We start from the raw sequence: 20,217 nt of genomic DNA, 5'->3' as shown, positions 1-20,217 counted from the left end.
GGACGAGAGCTCATGACCAACCCGGTACGCGTCGGCCTGGTCGGGGTCGGCATCATCGCCGGGACCCACCTCGCCGTCCTTGACGAACGGCCGGACGTGCGGTTGGAGTTCACGGTCGACCCCTGGCGCTCGGCACCGGTCGAGTTCCGGGGCTCGACACCGCCCCACTACGGCGACCTCGTCCGGGCGCTCGACGAGCACCGACCGGACCTGGTGGTCCTCGCCACTCCGACGGAGACGCACGCCGAGCTGACGTCCCTGGCCCTGCTCCGCTCCACGGCCCGCGTGCTGGTGGAGAAGCCGCTCGTGCACGACAGTGCCGCCCTCGCGACGCTGCGCGAGCTGGACGGCAAGGCCGACGTGCGCGGCCGCGTGTTCACCGCGCACCACTTCGCCTTCTCACCCGAGGTCGACTGGGCGGCGGAGCTGCACGCCGCGCACCCCGACTGGGGGCCGGTGACGACCATCACCTCCGCCTTCTACGACCCCTATGTCCTGCGAGGGGCGGAGGCCTTCGCCTCGTACGTCTCCAGCTGGACGGACTCCGGGGTGAACCAGCTCAGCATGCTCACCCGCTTCGTCGACCTCACCGAACTCACCTCCGCCCGGCAGACGGACGGCGGCGCGAGCGCGTGGTGCACCGTGGGCTTCCGCTCCCGGGGCGAGGCGGGTACGGCCCGACTGCGCAGCAGCTGGCTGACCGGCTCCAGCAGCAAGGAGAGCAGTCTCGTGTTCGGCCGGTCCGGGGTGGAGGTCTGGATCGACCACACCGCCATGACCGGATTCGCCGCCAGGGGTGGTGAGTTGATCGCGGTCTTCGGCAACGACGGGCGGACTCCGCGGAAGGTCGCCCACTACCGCCCGCTCTACGCCAGCCTGCTCTCCGGCCGGCCCGACCCGGTGCTCGGGTTCGACACGGCGGCGGCGATCACCGGCATCCACCGCGCGGTGCCCGAAGCGCGGTAGTTGCCGATCACGGTCGGACGCCGGGAAGGTGACAGACGCCGCCGGCATGACCGCTGACCAGGTCGCCGGGCACGCCGGCGGTGCCGTCCGAAAGGCCCTGGTCGACCGGGGCTTCGGAAGCCGGGTCCGCACACGGCGCTCACCTGGGTGTCCACGCCGGACCGTCGGCCTGGAACGTCAAGGGCGCAGGTCGGGCCGGTGGGGAAGGAGCGGAGCCGGGGACGGCTGACGGGAGGCACGTGCTCGCCACCAGCCGAGACCGGCCGCCCCGGCGATGGTGAGGGGCAGGCAGACCTTGTAGAGCGCCACGCCGGTCGACATCTCGGCGGCACCGGGCGCGCTCGCGCAGAGCTCGATGGAGGCCGTGCAGTTCACGAACCTGGCGCCCAGTGTCCCGGCCACGAGCACCACGGCCAGCGCGGTGATCTGACCGAGGGCGGCGTGCGCCACCCGGAGCGCGGGCGCCCGCAGCCCGGCGCCGATGCCTGCGATCACCTGCGCCAGTGCCGCGCAGAGGTAGACGGTGCCGCCACCCGTGGCGGCACCGTCCTTGCTGCCGCTCACCGTCATGACCTGGAGCACCGCGGTGAGCGCCGACGCCGACAACCCGACGAGCAACCCGAAGCCGACCGCCGCGGCGGGTTCGGCGGCGGGCAGGCTCGGCTGCCGGTAGGGCGCGGCCACGTCGAGGACCACAGGCGCCCGGTGCGAACCCCGTCCGACGAACAGTCGTCCGAGGGCCGGGGTGACCACGGGTGCCAGCGCGAGCACGAGGACGAGCAGCACCATCCGGACCGACGCCAGATCGGAGACGACGGTCATCACGACGGCGGCCAGCAGGATCACCACCGCTGAGGCGCCGGGCAGGACGAGGGCTTCGATGAAGCTGGCCCATATGGGCACCTGCAGAACGATCTTCAGCCATACTGTGACCACCACGCTGCCTGCCGCGGCGCCGACCGCGAATGCCGCCAACGGTCGCCGGCTCGCGGCGCCGACCGGCAGCCAGGTCCTGGCGATCAGGGCAAGCCACCGGACCACCAGCCAGCCACTGAGCGCGACCAGCACCGTCCAGAGCACGACAACCGCGGAGACCGGCCCGCGCAGCGCCACGGTGGCGTCCGCGCTCTGCCGCCTCGACGTGGTGAAGCCGAGGACGAGGCCGAGCGCGAGGCCCCACCCGACGGCTGCGGACCGCATCGGCAGGCCGTCGACGAAGGCCCGCGCGGCGTCCCGCCACAGGCTCGCGCTGAGACCGGTGGCGAGGAGCACTCCGCTCAGGGCCGCTGCCATCGGGGTCGCGGTGGAGGTGCCGAGCAGGCCGACACTGAGTGCGATGAGCGCGTCGTAGGCGAGCGTGACGGCCAGGCCCATCCCCAGGGCCTCCCAGAACCCCGTCCGGACCAGTACTCGTGAGTCCTCCACGGCTGCCAGCCGCGCCCGCACCGGGGGGTGTACGGCGAGCAGCTGCCGGAGCCGGCCGCCCGGCGGTCGGCTTGCCGGCCGTCTGAACACCTGGGCCAGTTCGGCCCGGCCGGTCTCGCTCTCGGCGGCCCGCGCGTCCGCGTGCAGTTCGCGGCTGCGGAGCACGGCGTTGCGGGTGAACGGGATCATCGCCCCCAGCAGCAGCAGTTGCCCGAGCTCCTGCGTGGCTCTCGCCCAGTCGATCCCCCCGGCCGGCCCGAGAGCGAGGAGGAACACCAGCATCGGGATGAGCGGCAGCAGTACGGTCGCCGCGAACACCCGCCACACGGCCACCGTGACGAAGGTGATGTCCAGGTCGCGGTTGCGCAGGTGTGCCAGTTCGTGTCGGACGACACTGCGAAAGGCCTGCGGGTCACGGGAGAACAGCGCGAGCATGCCGCCGCTCAGCACGATGTACCGTCGGCCCGGGCGGCCGAAGGCGAGGCCCGAGGCCGTCGGGTCGAGGGCGTCCACCAGGTAGTGGACGTGTTCCCCGACCCCGGCGAGGCGGCGCAGTTCGTCCAGGCAGGTAGCCAGGCCGGCCAGCCGCGCGGCGGGAAGCGGCCGCAGGTGGCGGCGGCGGATCCGCCAGGGCGGTGTCCACCAGTAGCAGGCCAGCACCAGCAGCCAGAACACAGCCAGGGCCGCGAGACCGGCCCAGGGGGAGAACCCGTCGGGGGAGTGCGGGCAGCTCTCCAGCTGCCAACGGTCCGCGTCGAAGATGCCGGAGCCCGAGGAGGCAGCGCGTTGCGCGGCCTCGGCGGCCTGACGGCGGGTGCAGTCGTCGGTCGCGGTCGATTGCCCGTCCTCCCCACCGCGCCCGAGCAGGTGGCCCGTCAGCAGCGGGCCGAAATCGGTCACGGCGGCGGACGCCGAGACGATGAGCAGGGCGAACCGGGAGACCGTGCCGGAGGGCACGGCGAACGGGTTGGGACGCGGGTGGGGGCCGGGCCCTGCCGTCATTGTTGCTCGTCGTGCGCCTCGGACCGGGTGACGATGCCGCCGACGATGGCGTCGGCGATCAGGGCCGCCGAAGCGTCCGGCACCTGCGCGTCCTTGGCGCGACGGTAGGCCAGTTCGCGCAGCTCGGCGATCTGGACCGCCGACAGCCGTGGCAGCGGTACACCGGCCGGCGCGGCGGCGGCCGTGGAGCGGCGTCTGAACCACCCCCGGGTCCGACGAGCCGCACCCTGGACCAAGCGCTCGGAGTAGTACTGGCTGAGTTGCTTGAGGACGTCGATGGTGACGGTCAGGGCGGCCGTGCTGACCAGGACCAGCGCGGCGTCGCCGCCGAAGCCGAGTGGCTCGTCCTTCCTGGCGGTGCGACGGGCGCGCTCCGAGCCGGTGAGGAAACCGGCGGCCGTGAGCTCGAAGAAGGGAAGTTCATCGGCTGCCGTCCGGGCGACGGCGGAGCGTGCCAGCGATGCGACGAGCTCGTGATCGTCTTCCCACCCCATGGCACCCCAGTTCGACGAACCTCCACGGCCCGCCCAGTATGCCGAATGGATCGGGCGTCTGAGAACGTTTTCTGACAACACGTCAATTCGACTGCATTCCACCGGTCGACACTGAAACGTCAGGTCTGGGCGTCGTCGCCCGTCGCCCGTCGCCCGTCGCCCGTCGCCCGTCGCCCGTCGCCCGTCGCCCGTCCGCGTACCGCCGGGTCGGGGCCCGGACTGTGCCCCGTGACGGTGTTGTCGGTGGAGCGGACGGCACGGCGACATCGTCACGGGGACCGGAGCCTCGCGGGAGTGCGGTGCGATGATGTCCGGCATGACGGACTCGGGCACCGCCGGTGACGGCGTGATTCTGGACGACCTGTTGCGCGACGCCGCTGCCGACGCGGCCGGAGCGTTGTGGCGGCTGACCGGTGACCAGCGCCAGCTCGATGCCAATGTGGTGCGGCTGCGGCCGGACGCCACCGTCCCCGAACACGTCGAGCCCGATCTGGACGTCCTGGCCGTGGGGCTCGCCGGCGAGGGGACGCTGCGCTGCGCGGGCGCCGACCACGACCTGCGGTCCGGTGCCGTGCTCCTGCTGCCGCGCGGCGCGGTGCGCGGCGTCTCGGCGGGCCCGGACGGCGTCGTCTACCTGACAGTGCACCGCCGCCGCCCAGGCATGACCGTCCGTCCCCGCCCCTGACCAGGGGCTCTGCCCGGCCACCCGGTCGCGGTTGCCGTGGATGCGGGTGCCCCGGGGACGCGGGTGCCCGGCATGAGGCCCGTGCCCCGGCCCGGGAGCGGTGGCGCACCACCGCGCCCGCGGGCCTCGGAACCCGGTGGGCAGGCGCGGCGTGTACCGGCTCTCCCGGAGTGCCCTCCCGGCCCGCCGGCGGCGTCCGGCGCCCCGTCGTCCCTCCGATCAACGGAGGCGTTCATCGTTTGTCTACCGCGCTCGCCCATGATCGGTCGCACAGGGCGCCCCGCTCGTTCACGGGCGCGACATCACGAGAGAGGCACACGGGGACATGAAGGCGACGAAGGTGCTGCGGCACATGGCCATCGGCATGGCGACCGGCGCGCTGGCGCTGGCCGGAACGCTGGCGGGGGCGGGGAGCGCGCAGGCGGCGTACAACCCGGGCACCCACACCATCTGGGACGACGAGCCGCTCTACCAGGGCTGGCACGTCGACTCGTACAGCACCCAGCTGGTCATGCAGAACGACGGCAACCTGGTCATCTACCAGAACGGCAAGGGCGCGGTCTGGGCCAGCTACACCGTCGGCTGCGGCTACAAGGCCGTCATGCAGAGCGACGGGAACCTCGTCGTCTACGCCGCCGACGGTCACTCCTGCTGGTCCCTCGGCACGTACGGGCACCCGCACGCCCAGCTGACGGTCAACGACGCGGGCAGCGTCGTCGTGCACTGGGGTGGCGGGATCATCCCCCGCAGCACTACCGAGACCTCCCGCGCCCTGTCGTCCGACCTCTACGCGCCCCAGCCGTAGCCCGGCCCGCAGCCCTGCGCCGCAGCCCCAGCCCCAGCCCGGGTCGTACCCCACGCCGCGTCCGGGCGGGCCGGGGTCACCCGCGGGCGAGCCACCCGACCAGATCGGCCACCGACCACTGCGGCCGGGCCGCGAGGCGGGTGGCCGCCGTGCGCAGCAGGACGGGCAGGTGGCCGCAGAGGCCGGCCACCTCGGCCACCGCGGCCGGCTCCTGGCGGATCCGGTCGGCGCCCGCGATCCGGGCCAGCAGCTCGTAGGCGTCGTGCGGCTCCAGCGGTCCCACCGCCAGCCGTACGGCGTCCGCGGGCAGCGTCCCCGGCTCCGGTCCGGCCACCACCGCCGCGCAGCCCGGGACCTCGGGCAGCAGCGGCGCGGGGTCGGGCACACCGTCGAGCACGACCAGCACCCGCCGCCCGGCGAGCGCGGCCCGGTAGCGCGCGGTCAGCTCGTCCGGGCCGGTGCCCTCCGCCGGCCACTCCCCGAGCGCCCGCAGGAACCCCGCCAGCGCGGGGCCGGGTTCACCGCCACTCGCGTACAACTGCCCGTCCGGGAAAGCGTCCTGGACGGCGTGCGCCACGTGCACCGCCAGTGCCGACGTGCCGCTGCCCGCCGGGCCGGACAGGCCCAGGACCGGTGCGCCGTCGCCCCGCAGTACCCGCTCCGCCTCCCGCACCAGCGCCGCCCGTCCGACCAGGTCGGGGATGCCCGGCGGCAGTTGGCACGGCCGCGGCAGCCGCCGCGCCGGCACCGGCGCCTCCCCGCGACGGATCCGGCCGGCCAGCTCCACCAGCGCGGGCACCGGTTCCAGCCCCAGCTCGCGGTCCAGCCGCTCGCACAGTGCCCCGTAGGCCGCCAGCGCCTCCGCCGTGCGGCCGCAGTGGTGCAGCGCCAGCAGGTGCAGGCGCTGCACCTCCTCGTCGTGCGGGTGCCCGGCCGCCAGCGTGTCCAGTGCGGGCAGTGCCTCGGCGTGCCGTCCGAGCGCCAGGTCCAGGTCGTGCAGCGCCTTCACCGCCGCGAACCGCCCCGCCGCCAGCCGCCCCCGGGCGCGCTCGGCGAAGACGCCCGGCACGCCGTCCAGCGCGCAGCGCCCCTCCCACACCCCGAGCGCCTCCGCCAGCCGGGCGCGTGCCCGCACCGGGTCCCGCCTGCGCAGCGCGCTCGCCTGCGCCACTCCGTCCTCGTAGCGGAAGAGGTCGACGGCGCCGCGTTCCACCCCCAGCCGGTAGCCGCCCGCCGCCGCCACCAGCAGCCCCGGCTCGGCCAGGGCGCGGCGCAGCCGGTGCGCGTGGGTGCCGATCTGGCCCGCCGGATCCTTCGGCCAGCGGGCGTCGTCCTCGCCCCACAGTCCCTTGACCAGCCGTTCCGTGGGCACCAGTTGGCCCGGGGCGAGCAGCAGGGCGGCGAGCACGGCCCGCTGCTGCGGCCTGCCGAGATCGAGCTCACGGCCGTCGCGCCGGGCCCGCAGCGACCCCAGCACCCGGAAATCGAACCCCATGCCCCCACCCCCGAAGCCATGAGCCGTCGGTGCACAATCTGTGCGAAGCATAGGTGACCGGGGTAGGGGGGCGTCACCGGCCGTACGGACATGGCGGGATCCCGGCGCCGGACGACTCTTGAGGGACGGTAGATGGCTGACATGGGGGGCTCCGGGCTGCGGTTCGGACTGCTGGGACCGGTGCGTGCCTGGTACGGGGAACGGGAACTGGAGCTGGGCCGGCCTCAGCAGCGGGCCGTGCTCGCCGTCCTGCTGGACGCCGGCGGGCGGACGGTCGCGACCTCGGTCCTGGTCGAGGGCGTGTGGGGCGGCGCCGAGCCGGCCGATCCGCGCAAGGCCGTCCAGCTGGCCGTCTCCCGGCTGCGCGCCGCGTTCCGGCCGTACGCGGGCGACGATCCGCAGCGGATGCCGCTGGCGCGGGTCGGCGACGGGTACGCCCTGCGGGTGCCGGAGGCCGAGGTCGACGTGGCCGCCTGGGAGGCGCTGCTGGCCGGCGCCGAACGGCTGCGGGAGGCGGACGCGCCGCCGCAGGAGGTGCGGGAGGTGCTGCGACGCGCCCAGCGGCTGTGGACCGGCGAACCGCTGGCGGGACTGCCCGGGCCGCACGCCGAGGCGGTCCGGGCCCGCCTGGCCGAGCAGCGGATCTCGGCCAAGGAGGCGCAGCTCGGGCTGGACGCCGAACTCGGCGACCGCACCGACCTGACGGCGGAGGCCGCCGCGCTGGCCCTGGAGCACCCGGGCCGCCCCCGGCTCACCGCCGTCCTGATGCGCGCCCTCTACCAGGCGGGCCGCAAGACCGAGGCGCTCGCGGTGTACGAGGACGCCCGTGCCGCGCTCCCGCCCGGCCCTTCCGGCGAGGACGGCCCGGCGGCGCTGCAGCTGCGCATCCTGCGCGAGGACCCCGCCCTGCTGCCCACGGCCGCCGCCACCAGCGCCACCGCAGCCGCCGATCCCGCCGCCGACAGCTGGCAGGTGCCCGACCAACTCCCCTCCGGACTCGCCGACTTCACCGGACGGTCGGAGGAGGCCGAGGCCCTCGCCGACCGCCTCGCCGCCGCCGGCGGGCGGGCCGTCGTGGTCTCCGCCCTGGACGGCATGGGCGGCGTCGGCAAGACCACCCTCGCCGTTCACGTGGCCCGCCGGATGCGCGGCCGCTTCCCCGACGGGCAGCTCTTCGCCGACCTGCGCGGCGCCGACCACACCCCGCCCGACCCGGGCACCGTGCTCGCCGGCTTCCTGCGCGCCCTCGGCGTGGCGCCCGCCGAGATCCCGCCGGACACCCGGGAGCGCAGCGCCCTCTACCGCTCGGCGCTCGCCGGGCGGCGGGTCCTGGTCGTCCTCGACAACGCCGCCACCCCCGGCCACGTCGAACCGCTGCTCCCCGGCTCGGCGGGCTGCGCCGTCCTCATCACCAGCCGCCACCGGCTGGACGGCCTCGCCGGGGCGCACCAGATGCGGCTGGACACCCTGCCGCCCGGGCAGGCGCTCGAACTGCTCACCCGCATCGTCGGAGCCGAGCGCGCCGCCGCCGAGCCCGGGGCCGCCGAGGAGATCGTCCGGGCCTGCGGGCTGCTGCCGCTCGCCGTCCGCATCGTCGCCTCCCGGCTCGCCGCCGACCCCTCGCTCACCCTGGCGGCCCTCGCCGAAGGGCTGCGCCGGGAACACCGGCTGGCCGAAATCAGCGACGGCGAACGGACCGTGGAGGCCAGCTTCGCCCTCTCCTACCACCGCCTCGACGCCGAACTCACCCGCGCCTTCCGGCTGCTCGCCCTGTCCGACGCCCCCGACGTCCCGCTGCCCTGCGCCGCCGCCCTGCTCGACCGCCCCGAGGCCGAAACCGGCGAGCTGCTCGAAACCCTCGTCGACCTCAACCTCCTGCACTCCCCGCGCTACGGCCGCTACGGCTTCCACGACCTCGTCCGCGCCTACGCCCGCGGCCGGCTCGCCGCCGAGGACGGCGCCGCCGAACGCACCGCCGCCGCCGGCCGGCTCACCGACTTCTGCCTCGCCACCGCCCGCAACGCCGACCGCGCCGCCCGCAAGGCCGACCCGGTCGAGCTCAGCCTGCTCGGCGTGAGCGTCCACTCCCCGGGGCGGGCCTTCGCCGACGGCGCCGAGGCGGTCCGCTGGATGCGCGAGCAGGCCGAGGTGCACGCCGCCGCCATCGCCCTGAGCTGTGCCGACCCGGACCTGCCGCTCGACCGCGCCGCCGAACTCGCCGACCGGATGGGCGCGGTCCTCGCCGAGCGCACCCAGACCACGGTCATCGCCGACCTCGCCGAGCGGCTGGCCCGGGAGGCCGCCGCGCGCGGTGACCACGGAGCGCTCGCCCTCGCCCGCTACCTGCGCGGCGCCAATCTCTGGCACGTCAACCGCTACGCCGAGTCCGAGGAGGAGATCCGCCGGGCCGTCGAGCTCTGCACCTCCGCGGCGACCGGGCGGGTGCTCGCCAAGTCCCTGCTCACCCTCGGCGGCAACGCCCGCATCCACGGCCGCCACGCCGAGGCCGCCGAGCACGCCGGCCGCGCCGCGCACCTGTTCCGCCGGCTCGGCGCCGAACGCTCCGAAGGCAGCGCGCTCGGCGAGTTCGCGTTCAGCTGCGCCCAGACCGGCCGGCTCGCCGAGGCCCGGGAAGCGGCCGAGCGCTGCGCCCGGCTGATGAGCGGCTCCGGACCGGTCTCCGCCGCAACCGGCCGCTACTACCTCGCCAGGGTGCTGCGGCTGTGCGGCGACCCGGAGGCGGCGCTCGCCCATGCCGCCGGTGCGCGCGAGGAGTTCGCCGCCCTCCAGGTCACCGTGTTCGAGGCCGCGGCCGGCGACCTCGCCGCCCGCATCCACGCCGAGGCCGGCCGCTGGCTGCTCGCCCTCGACGCCGCCGAGGCGGTCCTCCCGCTCGCCCGCCGCACCAGCGCCGCCCTGGAGGCCGCCCTGCTGCGCACGCTCGGCACCGCGCTCACCGGCCTCGGCCGCCCGCGCCAGGCCCGGGCCTGCCTGGCGGAGGGGCTGGAGGTGTACGGGCGGCTGGGTCTCGACGAGGACGCGGCGCAGGTCAGGGAGCTGCTGGCGGCCCTGGAGTAGGGCACGGGGCGGGCGTGCGGCGGGCGCGCGGCAGGGTGCGGGCAGTCCGCGACGACGGCCCCGGCCCCGCCGCCGTTCCCGTCCATCGGTTGTCCACCGGGCGTCCATAGCGTGGTGTCCACGGGGGCCGGCCGATCCGCTACCAGGCCGGTCGGCCCCGACGGAGGACGGGGGAACCGGCGCCGGCCACCCGGGCGGCGCGCACACGGTCCGGCCTCCGACGTTCGACACGACGGGAGATCACGAAGCCATGCTGGACACCTTGATGACGGGTCGGCCGGTCTCGGCGGACCCCTGGTCCGTCCCCGCGCCGCCGCGGGCGCCGTCCCGGCCGCCCGCGGGCTCCGCCGACCACCGGGAGGGTCCGAGGTTCTCCGTCCTCGGCCCGCTCACCGCCTGGCACGGGGACGCCGAGGCGGATCTCGGCCAGCCCCAGCAGCGGGCGCTGCTGGCCGCCCTGCTGATGCAGGAGGGGTCCTACATCGCCACCGGCCGGCTGGTGGAGGTCATCTGGGGGGACGGCGCACCGGCCACGGCGGAGACCATCGTCCGCACGTACGTCTACCGGCTGCGCCGGGCGCTGACCTCGCCGGGCGGCGAGCCGCGTTCCGTCATCGCCTCGGTGACCGGGGGATACGTCCTCAGGCTCCCGTCGGCCGCGCTGGACCTCGGCGCCTTCCGCCGGTCGCTGGAACTCGCCCGCACGGCCCGGGAGTCGGGGGACCGGGCCGCCGAGGTCCGGCACCTGCGCGAAGGGCTCGGCCTGTGGCGGGACACGATGCCGCTGGGCGGCGTGCCGGGCGAGCACGCCGAGCGCTACCGCACCCACCTGAGCGATCTGCGGCTCTCGGCCCTGGTCACGCGGCTTGCCGCCGAACTGGCCCTCGGCAGGCTCGATCCGGCGGTGGCCGAGCTGTCCGGCCTGGTCGCCGAGCACCCGCTGGACGAGCGCCTCCGCGCGCTCTTCATGACCGGCCTGCACCAGAGCGGCCGGCGCGCGGAGGCGCTGTCCACCTACCACGAGGCCCGGGCGGTACTGCGGGACAGACTCGGGATCGACCCGGGCGGACACCTGCGGCGGGCCCACGCGGAGGTCCTGCGCGACGATCCGGCGCCGCGGTGAGCGGGCTGCTGCGCCGGGAGTCCCGGTGAGCGCCCCGGCCGGGGAACCGGGGCCTGCCGCGTCCGGAGGCCCGCCTGACCTCGGGTGATCGCCGCCCGCTACTCTTCCGCGGTGACCGAGATACTGATGAACCGTTATCGCCCCGCCCTGGAACCGCTACTGGAGCCCGGTGAGCAGCTGCTCGACGTCGCCACGGTGGTACCCGTGGCGGGCGCCAAGGGCGTCGGCCACGGTGTGGGCGCCAAGGTCGGCAACGCGCTGGGCCAGCTGGGCGGGGTGTCGGGAGGCGCCGGCAGCCTGGCGGACGGCTTCCCCACCACGGAGGGCGCCGCGATGGTCAGGCTGCTGGTGGTCACCGACCGCCGGACCGCGGTCGTTGCGACGCTGGACGTCCGCAAGCCCGGCCGGCTGCTGTGGCACGCGCCCCGGAACTTCGTCGCCCGGATCGAGCGCCGCCCGAGGTGGCAGGCGATGGCCCGGTTCCGGCTGCACTTCGCCGACGGCTCGGCGGTGTCGATGTACACCGCGCGGCGCCGCACCATCGAGTCCCTGGCCGACCACCTCGGACGGTGACCGCAGGCTCGTCAGGCGCCCGGGCCCTGCCGAGGCCGGAGGTGCTCCCTCGGAGGGGATGGCCCGGGCGGCGTGTCACGGATGCCGCCGGTGTGCTGGAGCCGAGCCGGCGGGACGCGTCGTCGGGGCGCGTCGTCGGGGCGCGCGCCCGGACGGGGCGGTGGCGCCCGGTCGGGGCCTCGGCCGGAGCGCGGTTCCCGGCTACAGGAGGACGAGCAGCTTGGTGTCCGGCACCAGCTTCCGGTTGACGGAGGTCGACTGGACGAAGACGGTGTACGACGGGTTGTCGCCCGGCTTCACCGTGGCCTCCGACTTCGGCAGGCCGAGGAGCTGGCGGGCGGCCGGGCCCGAGAACACCCTGCCGGTCATCCGGCCGGTGGCCGGGTCCTTCTCGGCCACGGCGAGCTGCTTGTTGCCCTGGATCTTCTCGCGCTTGGACAGCTCGTAGAAGGCGCAGCCGGTCTTGTACGGGTGCCCGGCGCTGGTGACGAATTCGCGGATCGGCAGCTGCTGGTCGACCGGGATCAGGATGTACTTGCCGGCGTCCAGGGCGTCGAGGTTGGCCTTCACCTCGGTGGTGCTGAGGTCCTGGCCCATGGTGAACAGGTTCCTGGTGCCGCGCACGCCCTGCTCGCGGCCCCGGAGGAAGCTCGTCGCGGCCGTCTTGACGGTGCCGATGGCCTCCTCGACGCCCTTGCTGGAGTCCGCGTCCCAGATCGCGATGTTGCCCGCGGGGAAGCCGTACTCCTGGGCGGTGCGCTTGGCCAGCGAGTTCGGGACGAGGATCGCCGAGGTCCAGTGGTCGGGGAGGTCGTCCATGGCGCCCTGGATGCGGTCCATCCACGTGCGCAGCACGGTGCTGCCCTTGCGGGAGGCCATGCGGGTGTGCATCTGGCCGGTCTCGGAGTAGCCGGAGGCGTTCTCCTCGCCGTCGGTGACGACGACCTGGAGGAAGGAGTGCTCCCCGTATCCTTCCCAGATGTTCTTGAGGTCGTCGATGGACTTCACGGCCGACTCGATCAGCGCCGTCGCACCGTTGTCGACCCCGTAGAGGCCCCGCAGGGACGGCAGGTGCTTGACGTCCATGTCCCAGACCAGGTTCTGCACCTGGTGATCGAAGGCGTAGAGGCTGATGCGGGTCTCGTGGCCGAGCCGGTCGGACTCCTCCTGGAGGCCCTTCACGAACTCGTCCACCACGCGGACGAGCTGGGCCTCGTGCTGGCGCATCGAGCCGGACTTGTCGACCACGAGCGAGACGTGGTTGACCTTGTGCTTGATCCTGTTCGCAGACATGGTTCCACCCTTTTCCAGCGCTTTTTCGACGCCGTTTCCGACGCCTTTTCCGGCGCCCCCTCCAACGATGTCTCCACACTACGGTGAGGCACTGACAGTCCGTCCGACCTGCGACTTCATGGATGCCGACCGCCGTCGACCGCCCATTTCGCAAGACGACGGGTGCTGACGGACGGACAGTCGGCAGCTGCGGGTCGGACAAGCGCCTTCTCCTCGGGTTCCCTTTGCGGACGCGGGAATTGCGACGGGCGTCGGAAGTCCGAATTCCGCGCGCTCGGAATGGCACCCCCGCCGGCCCTGCGCCGTCGAGGACGGGGCGGGCGCCCGCCTGGCTGATCCTCCAGTCCGGGCAGGGAGGAGTGGTACCCGAACCCACTCGTCCCCGTCCGCGGGCGTTGCTTCAATCGCCGTACTGAACGGTCTCGGGACGGTGGTTGCAGGTGGACCTGAACACGGTGGTGGAGATGCGCGACGCGCGGCGTCGCGGCACATGGCGGCCCGGGGACGCCTGGCTCGGCGGCGGGACGTACCTGTTCTCGGAGCCGCAGCCGCACATCCGTACGAGGAACTCCCGTACGTCCTCGACCCCGAGGAGGCGATGCTGCCCGGCGCCCCGGTGATCCACCCCAAGGGGCCGGAGAGCCGCATCGCCCGCGCCGGGAACAACGTCTGCGGCGAGGCCCACGGCGAGCTGGGCGACGTCGAACAGGGCTACCGCGAGGCCGACCTGGTCTACGAGGAGACCTTCCGGACCCAGCGGGTGCAGCACGCCAGCCTGGAGACCCACGGTTGCGTCGTCTACTTCGAGGAGACCCCCGATGAGAGCGGCGAGAGCAGCGAGAACGGGGAGGGCAGTGAGAGTGGCGAGGGCGGCGAGAACGGGGAGAGCGTTGAGGGGGGCGGGGAGCGGATCGTGGTCCGTTCGTCCACCCAGGTGCCGTTCCTGACCCGGCGCGCCCTCTGCGACCTGTACGACCTGCCTGCTACGGCTCACCGCCGACTCGGTGGAGTGCGACGGCCGGACGGTCGCGCTCAAGGAGGTCTTCGAGGCCGCGCGCGGCAGGGGCGTCGAGCTTTCGGCCGACGGCCACTTCGGCGGCTCGCCACGCTCGGTCGCCTTCAACTCCCAGTGGTTCCGGATCGCCGTCGACCCGGACACCGGCGAGATCCGCATCCTGCGCAGTGTCCACGGCGCCGACGCCGGCAAGGTGATGAACCCGCTCCAGTGCCGCGGCCAGGTCGAGGGCGGTGTCGCGCAGGCCCTGGGCGCCACCCTGTTCGAGCAGGTCCTCGTCGACGACCGCGGCGAGGTCACCACCGCCGCCTTCCGCCGCTACCGGCTGCCCGCGTTCGCGGACGTGCCGCGCACCGAGGTGCACTTCTCGGAGACCTCGGACGCCATCGGCCCGCTCGGCGCCAAGTCGATGTCCGAGAGTCCCTTCAACCCGGTGCCGCCCGCCTTCGCCAACGCCCTGCGCGACGCCACCGGCATCCGCTTCACCGAGGCGCCGTTCCTGCGCGACAAGGTCTGGCGGGCCCTCGACGAGCACCGCGGACGCCCGGGCACCGCTCATTGACGGCCGGGGCGGCGGGCCGACGCCCCGGCCGCCGTCCACGAGGGCCGCCGTCCACGCGGGGTGTCGTCTACGAGGCCCGCCGTCCACGAGGGGTGCCGCCGGGGCCGCACCGCCTCACGGTCGGGCGCGGGTGGTCGTCGCGGTCAGGACCTTCAGTGCGACGGACGGGTGGAACAGCGTGGCGGGGGAGGCGGTCATGTTCACGACCCGGACGAAGCGCGCCCAGACGCCCGCGTCCCTCACGGCGACGCGGAACAGGCGGTCGTTGTACCAGTGCGCGATCCGCGCGCCGAGCGGCTGGTTGGCGGGGTTCCACATCAGGTCGGAGTTGGTGGACAACGTCCACGGCGGGAGCAGGAGCCGGCCCAGCCGCTTCTGGTAGGCCGGGCCGAGACCGTCCAGCCCCTCCCCGGGCCTGCGCCGCGCGAGCATTCCGCGCAGGAGGTCGGCCTCCAGCGCGGCCACCGTCAGGCCCTGGCCGTACACGGGGTTGAAGACGCAGACGGCGTCCCCGAGGGCGATGAGCCGCTCGGGCCAGTTCCTGACGGCGTGGAACTGCCGCCACTGGTTGTCGAGGTTGGTGTAGCGGTGAACGGCCTCCTGGACGGTGCGCCGCCCGATCTGCTCGGCCAGCCGGGGGTTCCTCAGGCCCTTGGCGAAGCCGAGGTAGCCGTCGTCGTCGGTGGGCGGCTCCTCGTCGAAGGCGAAGAGGGAGCACGTCCAGCGGTTGCGCTCCACGGCCAGGAGGACGCCGGCCTGCCGCACCCGGGGGGCGGACAGCATCTGGTAGGCGACGTGGAAGTCGGCGGGGTCGTCCTCGGACCGGTCGAAGTTCATCGACGTGTAGGTGATCCTGGCCTTGACCACCTTCTTCGGCGGCACCGTGACCCCGGACGCGGCCAGCCACGTCTCCAGCTTGCTGGTGCGGCCGGAGGCGTCGACCACCAGGTCGGCGGTGAGGTCCTCCGGCTCGGCTCCCTGCGTGCCGCAGCGCACCCCGGTGACCCGGCCCGACGCAGCCCGCAGGAGCCCCTCGCACCGGGTGGAGGGCAGCAGCCTGACCTCGGGGAGGGCGAGCACCCGGCGCCGGATCCGCCGTTCCAGCTCGTCGCGGGTGAAGGTCTGGATCATGACCCCGGTCCGCTCGCGCGGGGCGAACCCGGTCGGGAGCAGGAAGTCGATCCCCTGCCCGTAGTCGAACACCGGCGCCCCGGCGCCGGAGAGTTCGTCGCGCAGCCCGGGGAACAGCTTCTCCAGGACCTCGCCGCCCTTGGCGAGCATGGCGTGGGCGTGATAGCCCTGCGGCGCGCTCGGGTGGGCTCCGGTGTCGGCGCCGACGGCGTCCCGCTCGACGAGGACGACCTCGCCGAAGAACTCGGCCAGGACGCGCGCGGTCACGAGCCCCGCGTAGCTGCCGCCGATGACGACGGCCCTTCCTGATGCGTACTTCTTGCCCATGCGACCTCCGCCAACCAGTCCCTGACCCGGGTTCACCCTTGCGGCAGCCGTCCGCGCCACGCCCGGCCGGGCGGTGAAGTTCACCCGATCGAGGTACGGACGGTTGTTCGACGAGCCCGCTGTCGCCGGGACGCCCGGCCAGGAGGTGCTCCGCGGGCCCGGCGCAGCCCCCGGGTGCCTACCCCGCCGACCGCGCGCCCATACCGGCGGCCGGCCGTCAGGAAGCCGTCAAGGACGTGCGCCGGCGCGTAGGCCGCGCGTCAAGACCGGCGGCGGCCGGGGCGGACCGGGGGTCCACTGGAACCGCGGGTGCGGAGAGACCGCCTCCGCCGATCCGAGGGAGCCGTCCCCATGAGTGAGAGCCAGATCCTGGTTGCCGTCGAGGCCCCGCCGGGCGCCGGGGAGCAGGACGCGGGACCGGACGGGGGGCCGGCCGCCGGCCCGGTCCGCCGCCGCAACCGGCCGGACGGCCCCGGCGTCCGGCCGGTCCCGGGCGACCGGCCGTCCTCCTCCGAGCAGCTGCGCGGCCGGGCGGCGCACTGCCGGATCGCCATGCAGTACCTCGACTGACGCGCCCGCCCGGCCACGCGCCCGCCCGGCCGCCCGCTGCACCGGCGCGTGCCCGCTGCCGCCCGTCCCGGGCGACGCCGGGCCTGCGGCGCCGTCAGGCGGGCCCGGCGCTGCGGAACGAGCGCCGGTAGGTGTCGGGCGGGACACCGACGACCCGCTTGAACTGGCGGCGCAGCGTCGTGGCCGTCCCCATGCCGGTCGCGACGGCGACCGACTCGACGCTCTGGTCGGTGGCCTCCAGCAACTCCTGGGCACGGCGCACGCGTTGGGTCAGGAGCCACTGGAGCGGCGGCTGCCCGGTCACCGACCGGAACTGCCGGCCGAGGTGGCGCGGGCTGGTGTTCGCCCTCCGGGCCATGTCGGTCACCGTGAGCGGCTGGTCGAGCCGCTGCCGGACCCAGGCGAGCAGGTCGGCGAGGACGTGCTCTCCGGTGACCTGCACCGGCGTCGCCACGAACTGCGCCTGGCCGCCTGGCCGGTGCGGCGGCATGACGAGACGGCGGGCGACGGAGTTGGCGACGGCCGCACCGTGGTCGAGGTGGACGAGGTGCAGGCAGAGGTCCACGGCGGCGGCCTTGCCCGCAGCCGTGAGAACGCTGCCGTTGTCCGTGTAGAGCACGTCGGGGTCGACCACGGCCAGCGGGTGGCGTGCGGCCAGCTCCGCGGCGTGGGCCCAGTGGGTGGTGGCCCGCCGGCCGTCCAGCAGGCCCGCGGCCCCGAGCACGAACGCCCCGGTGCAGAGCGAGGCGACCCGGGCGCCCGCCGCGTGGGCGGTGCGCACGGCTTCGACCAGCTCGGCCGGCGGCGGCTCGTCGATGTCGGCGCACGCGGGCACGATCACGGTGTCCGCCCCGGCCGCGCGTTCCAGGCCGTGGTCGGGCTCGACCGTGAACGGCCCGACCCGCACCGGCCCGGGCCCGCAGAGCAGGACGTCGTACCAGCCCTCCGTGACCTCGCGCGGGGGGTTGCCGAAGATCTCGTGGGCCACGGCCAGTTCGAAGTGCAGCAGGTGACCGGCGGTCAGCAGCGCGACGGTGGGCATGTCCGAAAGTGTACGGGTGACGTCCTTTCGGACCATCACGCTCCGGTCCCGCCGGCGGCCAGACTGAATCCGTCAGCACGGCGAGAGCGGGGGAACGATGAGTACGACGACGGCAGTGGTGGTTTACGGGGCGACGGGGCACACCGGCCGGTTCGTGGTCGCCGAACTGCGCAGGCGCGGCCTGGCCGCCGTGGTCTCCGGCCGTGACGCGGCCCGGCTGGAGGCGCTGGCCGCCGAGTGGGGCGACGTGGACGTGCGGCCCGCAGCCGTCGACGACCCGGACGCGCTGGACCGGGCCCTCGCGGGTGCGGCGGCCGTCATCAACTGTGCCGGGCCGTTCGCGGTGACGGGAGGGCCGGTCGTCGAGGCGGCCCTGCGTGCGGGGATCCCGTACGTCGACGTCGCGGCGGAGATCGAGGCGAACGCCGCGATGTTCGCCGACCACGCGGAGGCGGCCCGGCGGACGGGCACGCCCGTGGTGCCGGCGATGGCCTTCTACGGCGGGCTGGGCGACCTCCTGGTCACCGCGGCGATGGGGGAGTGGACGGCGGCGGACACGGTGGAGGTCGCGTACGGGCTGAGCGGCTGGCACCCCACGCCGGGCACCCGGACGGCCGGCGAGGTGTCCCACCGGCGTCGCGCGGGCCGCCGGGTGCGGTTCGCGGACGGTGCGCTGCAGTACCACGACGACCAGGCGTCGGAGCGGGACTGGCACTTCCCGGAGCCGCTGGGCCGGCGCGCCGTGGTCGCGGAGTTCACCATGGCCGACGTCGTCACCGTGCCCAGCCACCTGGCCGTGCCGGACGTCCGTACCCACATGACCGTCGAGGCCGCGCGGGACCTGGCCGGGGAGGACACGCCGGCGCCGGAGGCGGTCGACGACCTGGGGCGGTCGGACCAGACCTTCGTCGTCGACGTGCTGGTCCGCGCGGACGGCGTCGAGCGCCGCGCCACCGCCCGCGGCCGGGACATCTACGCGATCACCGCACCGCTCGCGGTGGAGGCCGTCCGCCGCATCCTGGCCGGGCGGACCCGGACTACGGGCCTGGCCTCGGCCGGCGCGATGTTCGACGCCGCGGACTTCCTCCGGTCGCTGGCCCCGCACCTGGCGGTCGAGCTCCCGCGCTGACGGGCCACCCGCCCGCGGACGCGGCTGCCTGTTCCGGCCGGTCCGACCGTCCCCGGCAGCCGCCCGCCGCGGCCGCCTAGACCGTCCCCGCCCAGGAGTTCGTGCCGAGGAGCGTCTTGATGTCCGAGGCGAGGCCGTTGTCGGGGTTCACCAGGAAGCCGAGCTCGTAGAGGGTGTCCTTGTCCCAGTTGGTGGTCAGCAGGCGGACGGGGACGTCGCCGGGGTGGGCCTGGAGGGCGAGCTTGAGTTCGGCGACCGTGTTGGCGGTGATCCTGCCGAGCGGCATGTTGATCTGGACCGGCGGCTTGGTGCCGAGCTCGGCGGAGGAGACGTCGAGGGTGGTGATCTCCTGGCCGAAGATGCTCAGTGAGCCGTCCCGCTCGTTGAGGCGCCCGCGGGCCGAGATGACGTTGTCCTCGACCATCTGCTCGGCCATCAGGTTGTAGGTGGCGGGGAAGAACAGCACCTCGACCGAGCCGTCGCGGTCGGCGAGGGTGATGATCGCCCAGGCGTTGCCGGCCTTGTTGATCCGGCGGTCGACGGCGGTGATCAGGCCGGACAGCCGGACCTCGCCTTCGGTCCGGCCGGAGCCGAGGAGTTCGGCGATGGAGGTGTCGCGGTTCTTGGAGAGGATGTGCTCGGCGCCGTCGAGCGGGTGGCTGGAGACGTAGAGGCCGAGCATCTCGCGTTCCAGGCTGAGCAGTTGGCGGCGCGGCCACTCGCGGTCGGTGAGCTCGAAGTCGAGCCCGATGGCCGGGCCGGAGCCCTCCGCGCCGTCGAGGGCGCCGAAGAGGTCGTCCTGGCCGATCGCCTGCTGCTTCTTCAGCCCGGTCACGGCGTCGATCGCGGTCTCGTGGACGGTGCTGAGCGAGAGCCGGGTGTGTCCGAGGGAGTCGAAGGCGCCGGCCTTGACCAGGGAGTCGACGGTGCGTTTGTTGCAGACCACCAGCTCGACCTTGTCGAGGAAGTCGGCGAAGGAGGTGTACTTGCCCTTCTCCTTCCGGGTCTTCACCAGCGACTCGATGACCGGCACGCCGACGTTGCGGACGGCCTTGAGGCCGAAGCGGACGTCGCTGCCGACGGCGGTGAAGTCGACCACGGACTCGTTGACGTCGGGGGAGAGGATCTTGATGCCCATCTGGCGGCACTCCGCCAGGTAGACGGCCATCTTGTCCTTGTCGTCGGCGACCGAGGTGAGCAGGGCGGCCATGTACTCGGCGGGGTAGTTGGCCTTGAGGTAGGCGGTCTGGTACGAGACCAGGCCGTACGCGGCGGAGTGCGATTTGTTGAAGGCGTAGCCGGCGAAGGGGACGAGGACGTCCCACACGGCCTGGATGGCCTCGTCGGAGTAGCCGCGCTCCTTGCAGCCCGCGTGGAAGGGGACGAACTCCTTCTCCAGCACCTCCTTCTTCTTCTTGCCCATCGCGCGGCGGAGCAGGTCGGCCTGGCCGAGCGAGTAGCCGGCCAGCACCTGGGCGGCGCGCTGCACCTGCTCCTGGTAG

15 protein-coding genes and 2 pseudogenes are annotated in these 20,217 nt (G+C 74.3%); 10 read left to right on the top strand and 7 right to left on the bottom strand.

The annotated features are described in order from the left end of the window. Positions 1-12: 12 nt before the first annotated feature. On the top strand, positions 13-966 hold the full coding sequence (locus tag C2142_RS33625) for a Gfo/Idh/MocA family oxidoreductase (RefSeq protein ID WP_148646573.1): 954 nt from the start codon (positions 13-15) through the stop codon (positions 964-966). Between the two features lie 177 nt (positions 967-1,143). Here C2142_RS33625 and C2142_RS33620 read toward each other — a convergent pair whose 3' ends face one another. After that, positions 1,144-3,393: a M48 family metalloprotease gene (locus C2142_RS33620; RefSeq protein WP_148646572.1), complete on the bottom strand. Its 2,250-nt coding sequence runs from the start codon at positions 3,391-3,393 to the stop codon at positions 1,144-1,146. After that, positions 3,390-3,887 carry a hypothetical protein gene (locus C2142_RS33615; protein WP_148646571.1) on the bottom strand — a complete coding sequence of 166 codons (498 nt, stop codon included), beginning with the start codon at positions 3,885-3,887 and terminating at the stop codon, positions 3,390-3,392. Before C2142_RS33615 ends, C2142_RS33620 begins: the two co-directional genes overlap by 4 nt. Positions 3,888-4,203: 316 nt before the next feature. On the opposite strand from C2142_RS33615, the gene C2142_RS33610 reads away from it, so the two are divergent. Both C2142_RS33610 and C2142_RS33605 read left to right on the top strand, forming a co-directional pair. Next, positions 4,204-4,572 carry a hypothetical protein gene (locus C2142_RS33610; protein ID WP_148646570.1) on the top strand — a complete coding sequence of 123 codons (369 nt, stop codon included), beginning with the start codon at positions 4,204-4,206 and terminating at the stop codon, positions 4,570-4,572. Positions 4,573-4,897: 325 nt separating this feature from the next. Further along, complete coding sequence (locus C2142_RS33605) at positions 4,898-5,377, top strand: hypothetical protein (protein WP_148646569.1); 480 nt, start codon at positions 4,898-4,900, stop codon at positions 5,375-5,377. A 76-nt stretch (positions 5,378-5,453) separates the two neighbouring features. On the opposite strand, the gene C2142_RS33600 is transcribed toward C2142_RS33605, so the two are convergent. Next, positions 5,454-6,872 carry a BTAD domain-containing putative transcriptional regulator gene (locus C2142_RS33600; protein ID WP_162002617.1) on the bottom strand — a complete coding sequence of 473 codons (1,419 nt, stop codon included), beginning with the start codon at positions 6,870-6,872 and terminating at the stop codon, positions 5,454-5,456. Positions 6,873-7,004: 132 nt separating this feature from the next. Here C2142_RS33600 and C2142_RS41785 point away from each other — a divergent pair, with 132 nt between their 5' ends. The 3 genes from C2142_RS41785 to C2142_RS33585 all read left to right on the top strand — a co-directional run bounded on the left by C2142_RS41785 (position 7,005) and on the right by C2142_RS33585 (position 11,646). Next, entirely contained in the window at positions 7,005-9,950 is a 2,946-nt protein-coding gene (locus C2142_RS41785; protein ID WP_148646567.1) for a BTAD domain-containing putative transcriptional regulator, read from the top strand. Between the two features lie 250 nt (positions 9,951-10,200). Beyond that, positions 10,201-11,073: a BTAD domain-containing putative transcriptional regulator gene (locus C2142_RS33590; protein WP_148646566.1), complete on the top strand. Its 873-nt coding sequence runs from the start codon at positions 10,201-10,203 to the stop codon at positions 11,071-11,073. A 111-nt stretch (positions 11,074-11,184) separates the two neighbouring features. Then, complete coding sequence (locus C2142_RS33585) at positions 11,185-11,646, top strand: hypothetical protein (RefSeq protein WP_148646565.1); 462 nt, start codon at positions 11,185-11,187, stop codon at positions 11,644-11,646. Between the two features lie 201 nt (positions 11,647-11,847). Here C2142_RS33585 and C2142_RS33580 read toward each other — a convergent pair whose 3' ends face one another. Continuing rightward, complete coding sequence (locus tag C2142_RS33580) at positions 11,848-12,939, bottom strand: vWA domain-containing protein (RefSeq protein WP_148646564.1); 1,092 nt, start codon at positions 12,937-12,939, stop codon at positions 11,848-11,850. Between the two features lie 440 nt (positions 12,940-13,379). Here C2142_RS33580 and C2142_RS40765 point away from each other — a divergent pair. Continuing rightward, positions 13,380-13,499 (top strand): annotated as a pseudogene (locus tag C2142_RS40765) (FAD-binding molybdopterin dehydrogenase); the annotation flags it as partial. Continuing rightward, positions 13,499-14,516: pseudogene (locus C2142_RS33575) on the top strand (molybdopterin cofactor-binding domain-containing protein); the annotation flags it as partial. The pseudogenes C2142_RS40765 and C2142_RS33575, both read left to right, overlap by 1 nt. A 114-nt stretch (positions 14,517-14,630) precedes the next feature. Here the strand turns inward: C2142_RS33575 and C2142_RS33570 are convergent. Next, entirely contained in the window at positions 14,631-15,974 is a 1,344-nt protein-coding gene (locus C2142_RS33570) for an FAD-dependent monooxygenase (RefSeq protein ID WP_148646563.1), read from the bottom strand. Between the two features lie 351 nt (positions 15,975-16,325). Between C2142_RS33570 and C2142_RS33565 the strand changes: the two genes are divergently transcribed. Beyond that, complete coding sequence (locus tag C2142_RS33565; RefSeq protein ID WP_148646562.1) at positions 16,326-16,544, top strand: hypothetical protein; 219 nt, start codon at positions 16,326-16,328, stop codon at positions 16,542-16,544. 94 nt (positions 16,545-16,638) lie between these two features. On the opposite strand, the gene C2142_RS33560 is transcribed toward C2142_RS33565, so the two are convergent. Then, complete coding sequence (locus C2142_RS33560; protein ID WP_148646561.1) at positions 16,639-17,586, bottom strand: helix-turn-helix domain-containing protein; 948 nt, start codon at positions 17,584-17,586, stop codon at positions 16,639-16,641. A gap of 97 nt (positions 17,587-17,683) precedes the next feature. On the opposite strand from C2142_RS33560, the gene C2142_RS33555 reads away from it, so the two are divergent. Further along, entirely contained in the window at positions 17,684-18,715 is a 1,032-nt protein-coding gene (locus C2142_RS33555) for a saccharopine dehydrogenase NADP-binding domain-containing protein (protein ID WP_148646560.1), read from the top strand. Positions 18,716-18,791: 76 nt separating this feature from the next. Here C2142_RS33555 and C2142_RS40760 read toward each other — a convergent pair. Then, positions 18,792-20,217 (bottom strand): OB-fold nucleic acid binding domain-containing protein (locus tag C2142_RS40760; RefSeq protein ID WP_241002930.1); only part of this gene is annotated, 1,426 nt, incomplete at its 5' end.

The organism is Streptomyces sp. CB01881 (assembly GCF_002953255.1).
In the GTDB taxonomy this organism is placed as follows: Bacteria; Actinomycetota; Actinomycetes; order Streptomycetales; family Streptomycetaceae; genus Kitasatospora.
The sequence above is the reverse complement of the archived record's forward strand: the minus strand, read 5'-3'. Positions and strand labels throughout refer to the sequence as shown.

Coding starts and splice junctions, on each gene's coding strand:
- C2142_RS33600 (WP_162002617.1), bottom strand. CDS start 6,872: ATGGGGTTCGATTTCCGGGTGCTGGGGTCGCTGCGGGCCCGGCGCGAC.
- C2142_RS41785 (WP_148646567.1), top strand. CDS start 7,005: ATGGCTGACATGGGGGGCTCCGGGCTGCGGTTCGGACTGCTGGGACCG.
- C2142_RS33605 (WP_148646569.1), top strand. CDS start 4,898: ATGAAGGCGACGAAGGTGCTGCGGCACATGGCCATCGGCATGGCGACC.
- C2142_RS33610 (WP_148646570.1), top strand. CDS start 4,204: ATGACGGACTCGGGCACCGCCGGTGACGGCGTGATTCTGGACGACCTG.
- C2142_RS33590 (WP_148646566.1), top strand. CDS start 10,201: ATGCTGGACACCTTGATGACGGGTCGGCCGGTCTCGGCGGACCCCTGG.
- C2142_RS33560 (WP_148646561.1), bottom strand. CDS start 17,586: ATGCCCACCGTCGCGCTGCTGACCGCCGGTCACCTGCTGCACTTCGAA.
- C2142_RS33555 (WP_148646560.1), top strand. CDS start 17,684: ATGAGTACGACGACGGCAGTGGTGGTTTACGGGGCGACGGGGCACACC.
- C2142_RS33570 (WP_148646563.1), bottom strand. CDS start 15,974: ATGGGCAAGAAGTACGCATCAGGAAGGGCCGTCGTCATCGGCGGCAGC.
- C2142_RS33580 (WP_148646564.1), bottom strand. CDS start 12,939: ATGTCTGCGAACAGGATCAAGCACAAGGTCAACCACGTCTCGCTCGTG.
- C2142_RS33565 (WP_148646562.1), top strand. CDS start 16,326: ATGAGTGAGAGCCAGATCCTGGTTGCCGTCGAGGCCCCGCCGGGCGCC.
- C2142_RS33620 (WP_148646572.1), bottom strand. CDS start 3,393: ATGACGGCAGGGCCCGGCCCCCACCCGCGTCCCAACCCGTTCGCCGTG.
- C2142_RS33615 (WP_148646571.1), bottom strand. CDS start 3,887: ATGGGGTGGGAAGACGATCACGAGCTCGTCGCATCGCTGGCACGCTCC.
- C2142_RS33625 (WP_148646573.1), top strand. CDS start 13: ATGACCAACCCGGTACGCGTCGGCCTGGTCGGGGTCGGCATCATCGCC.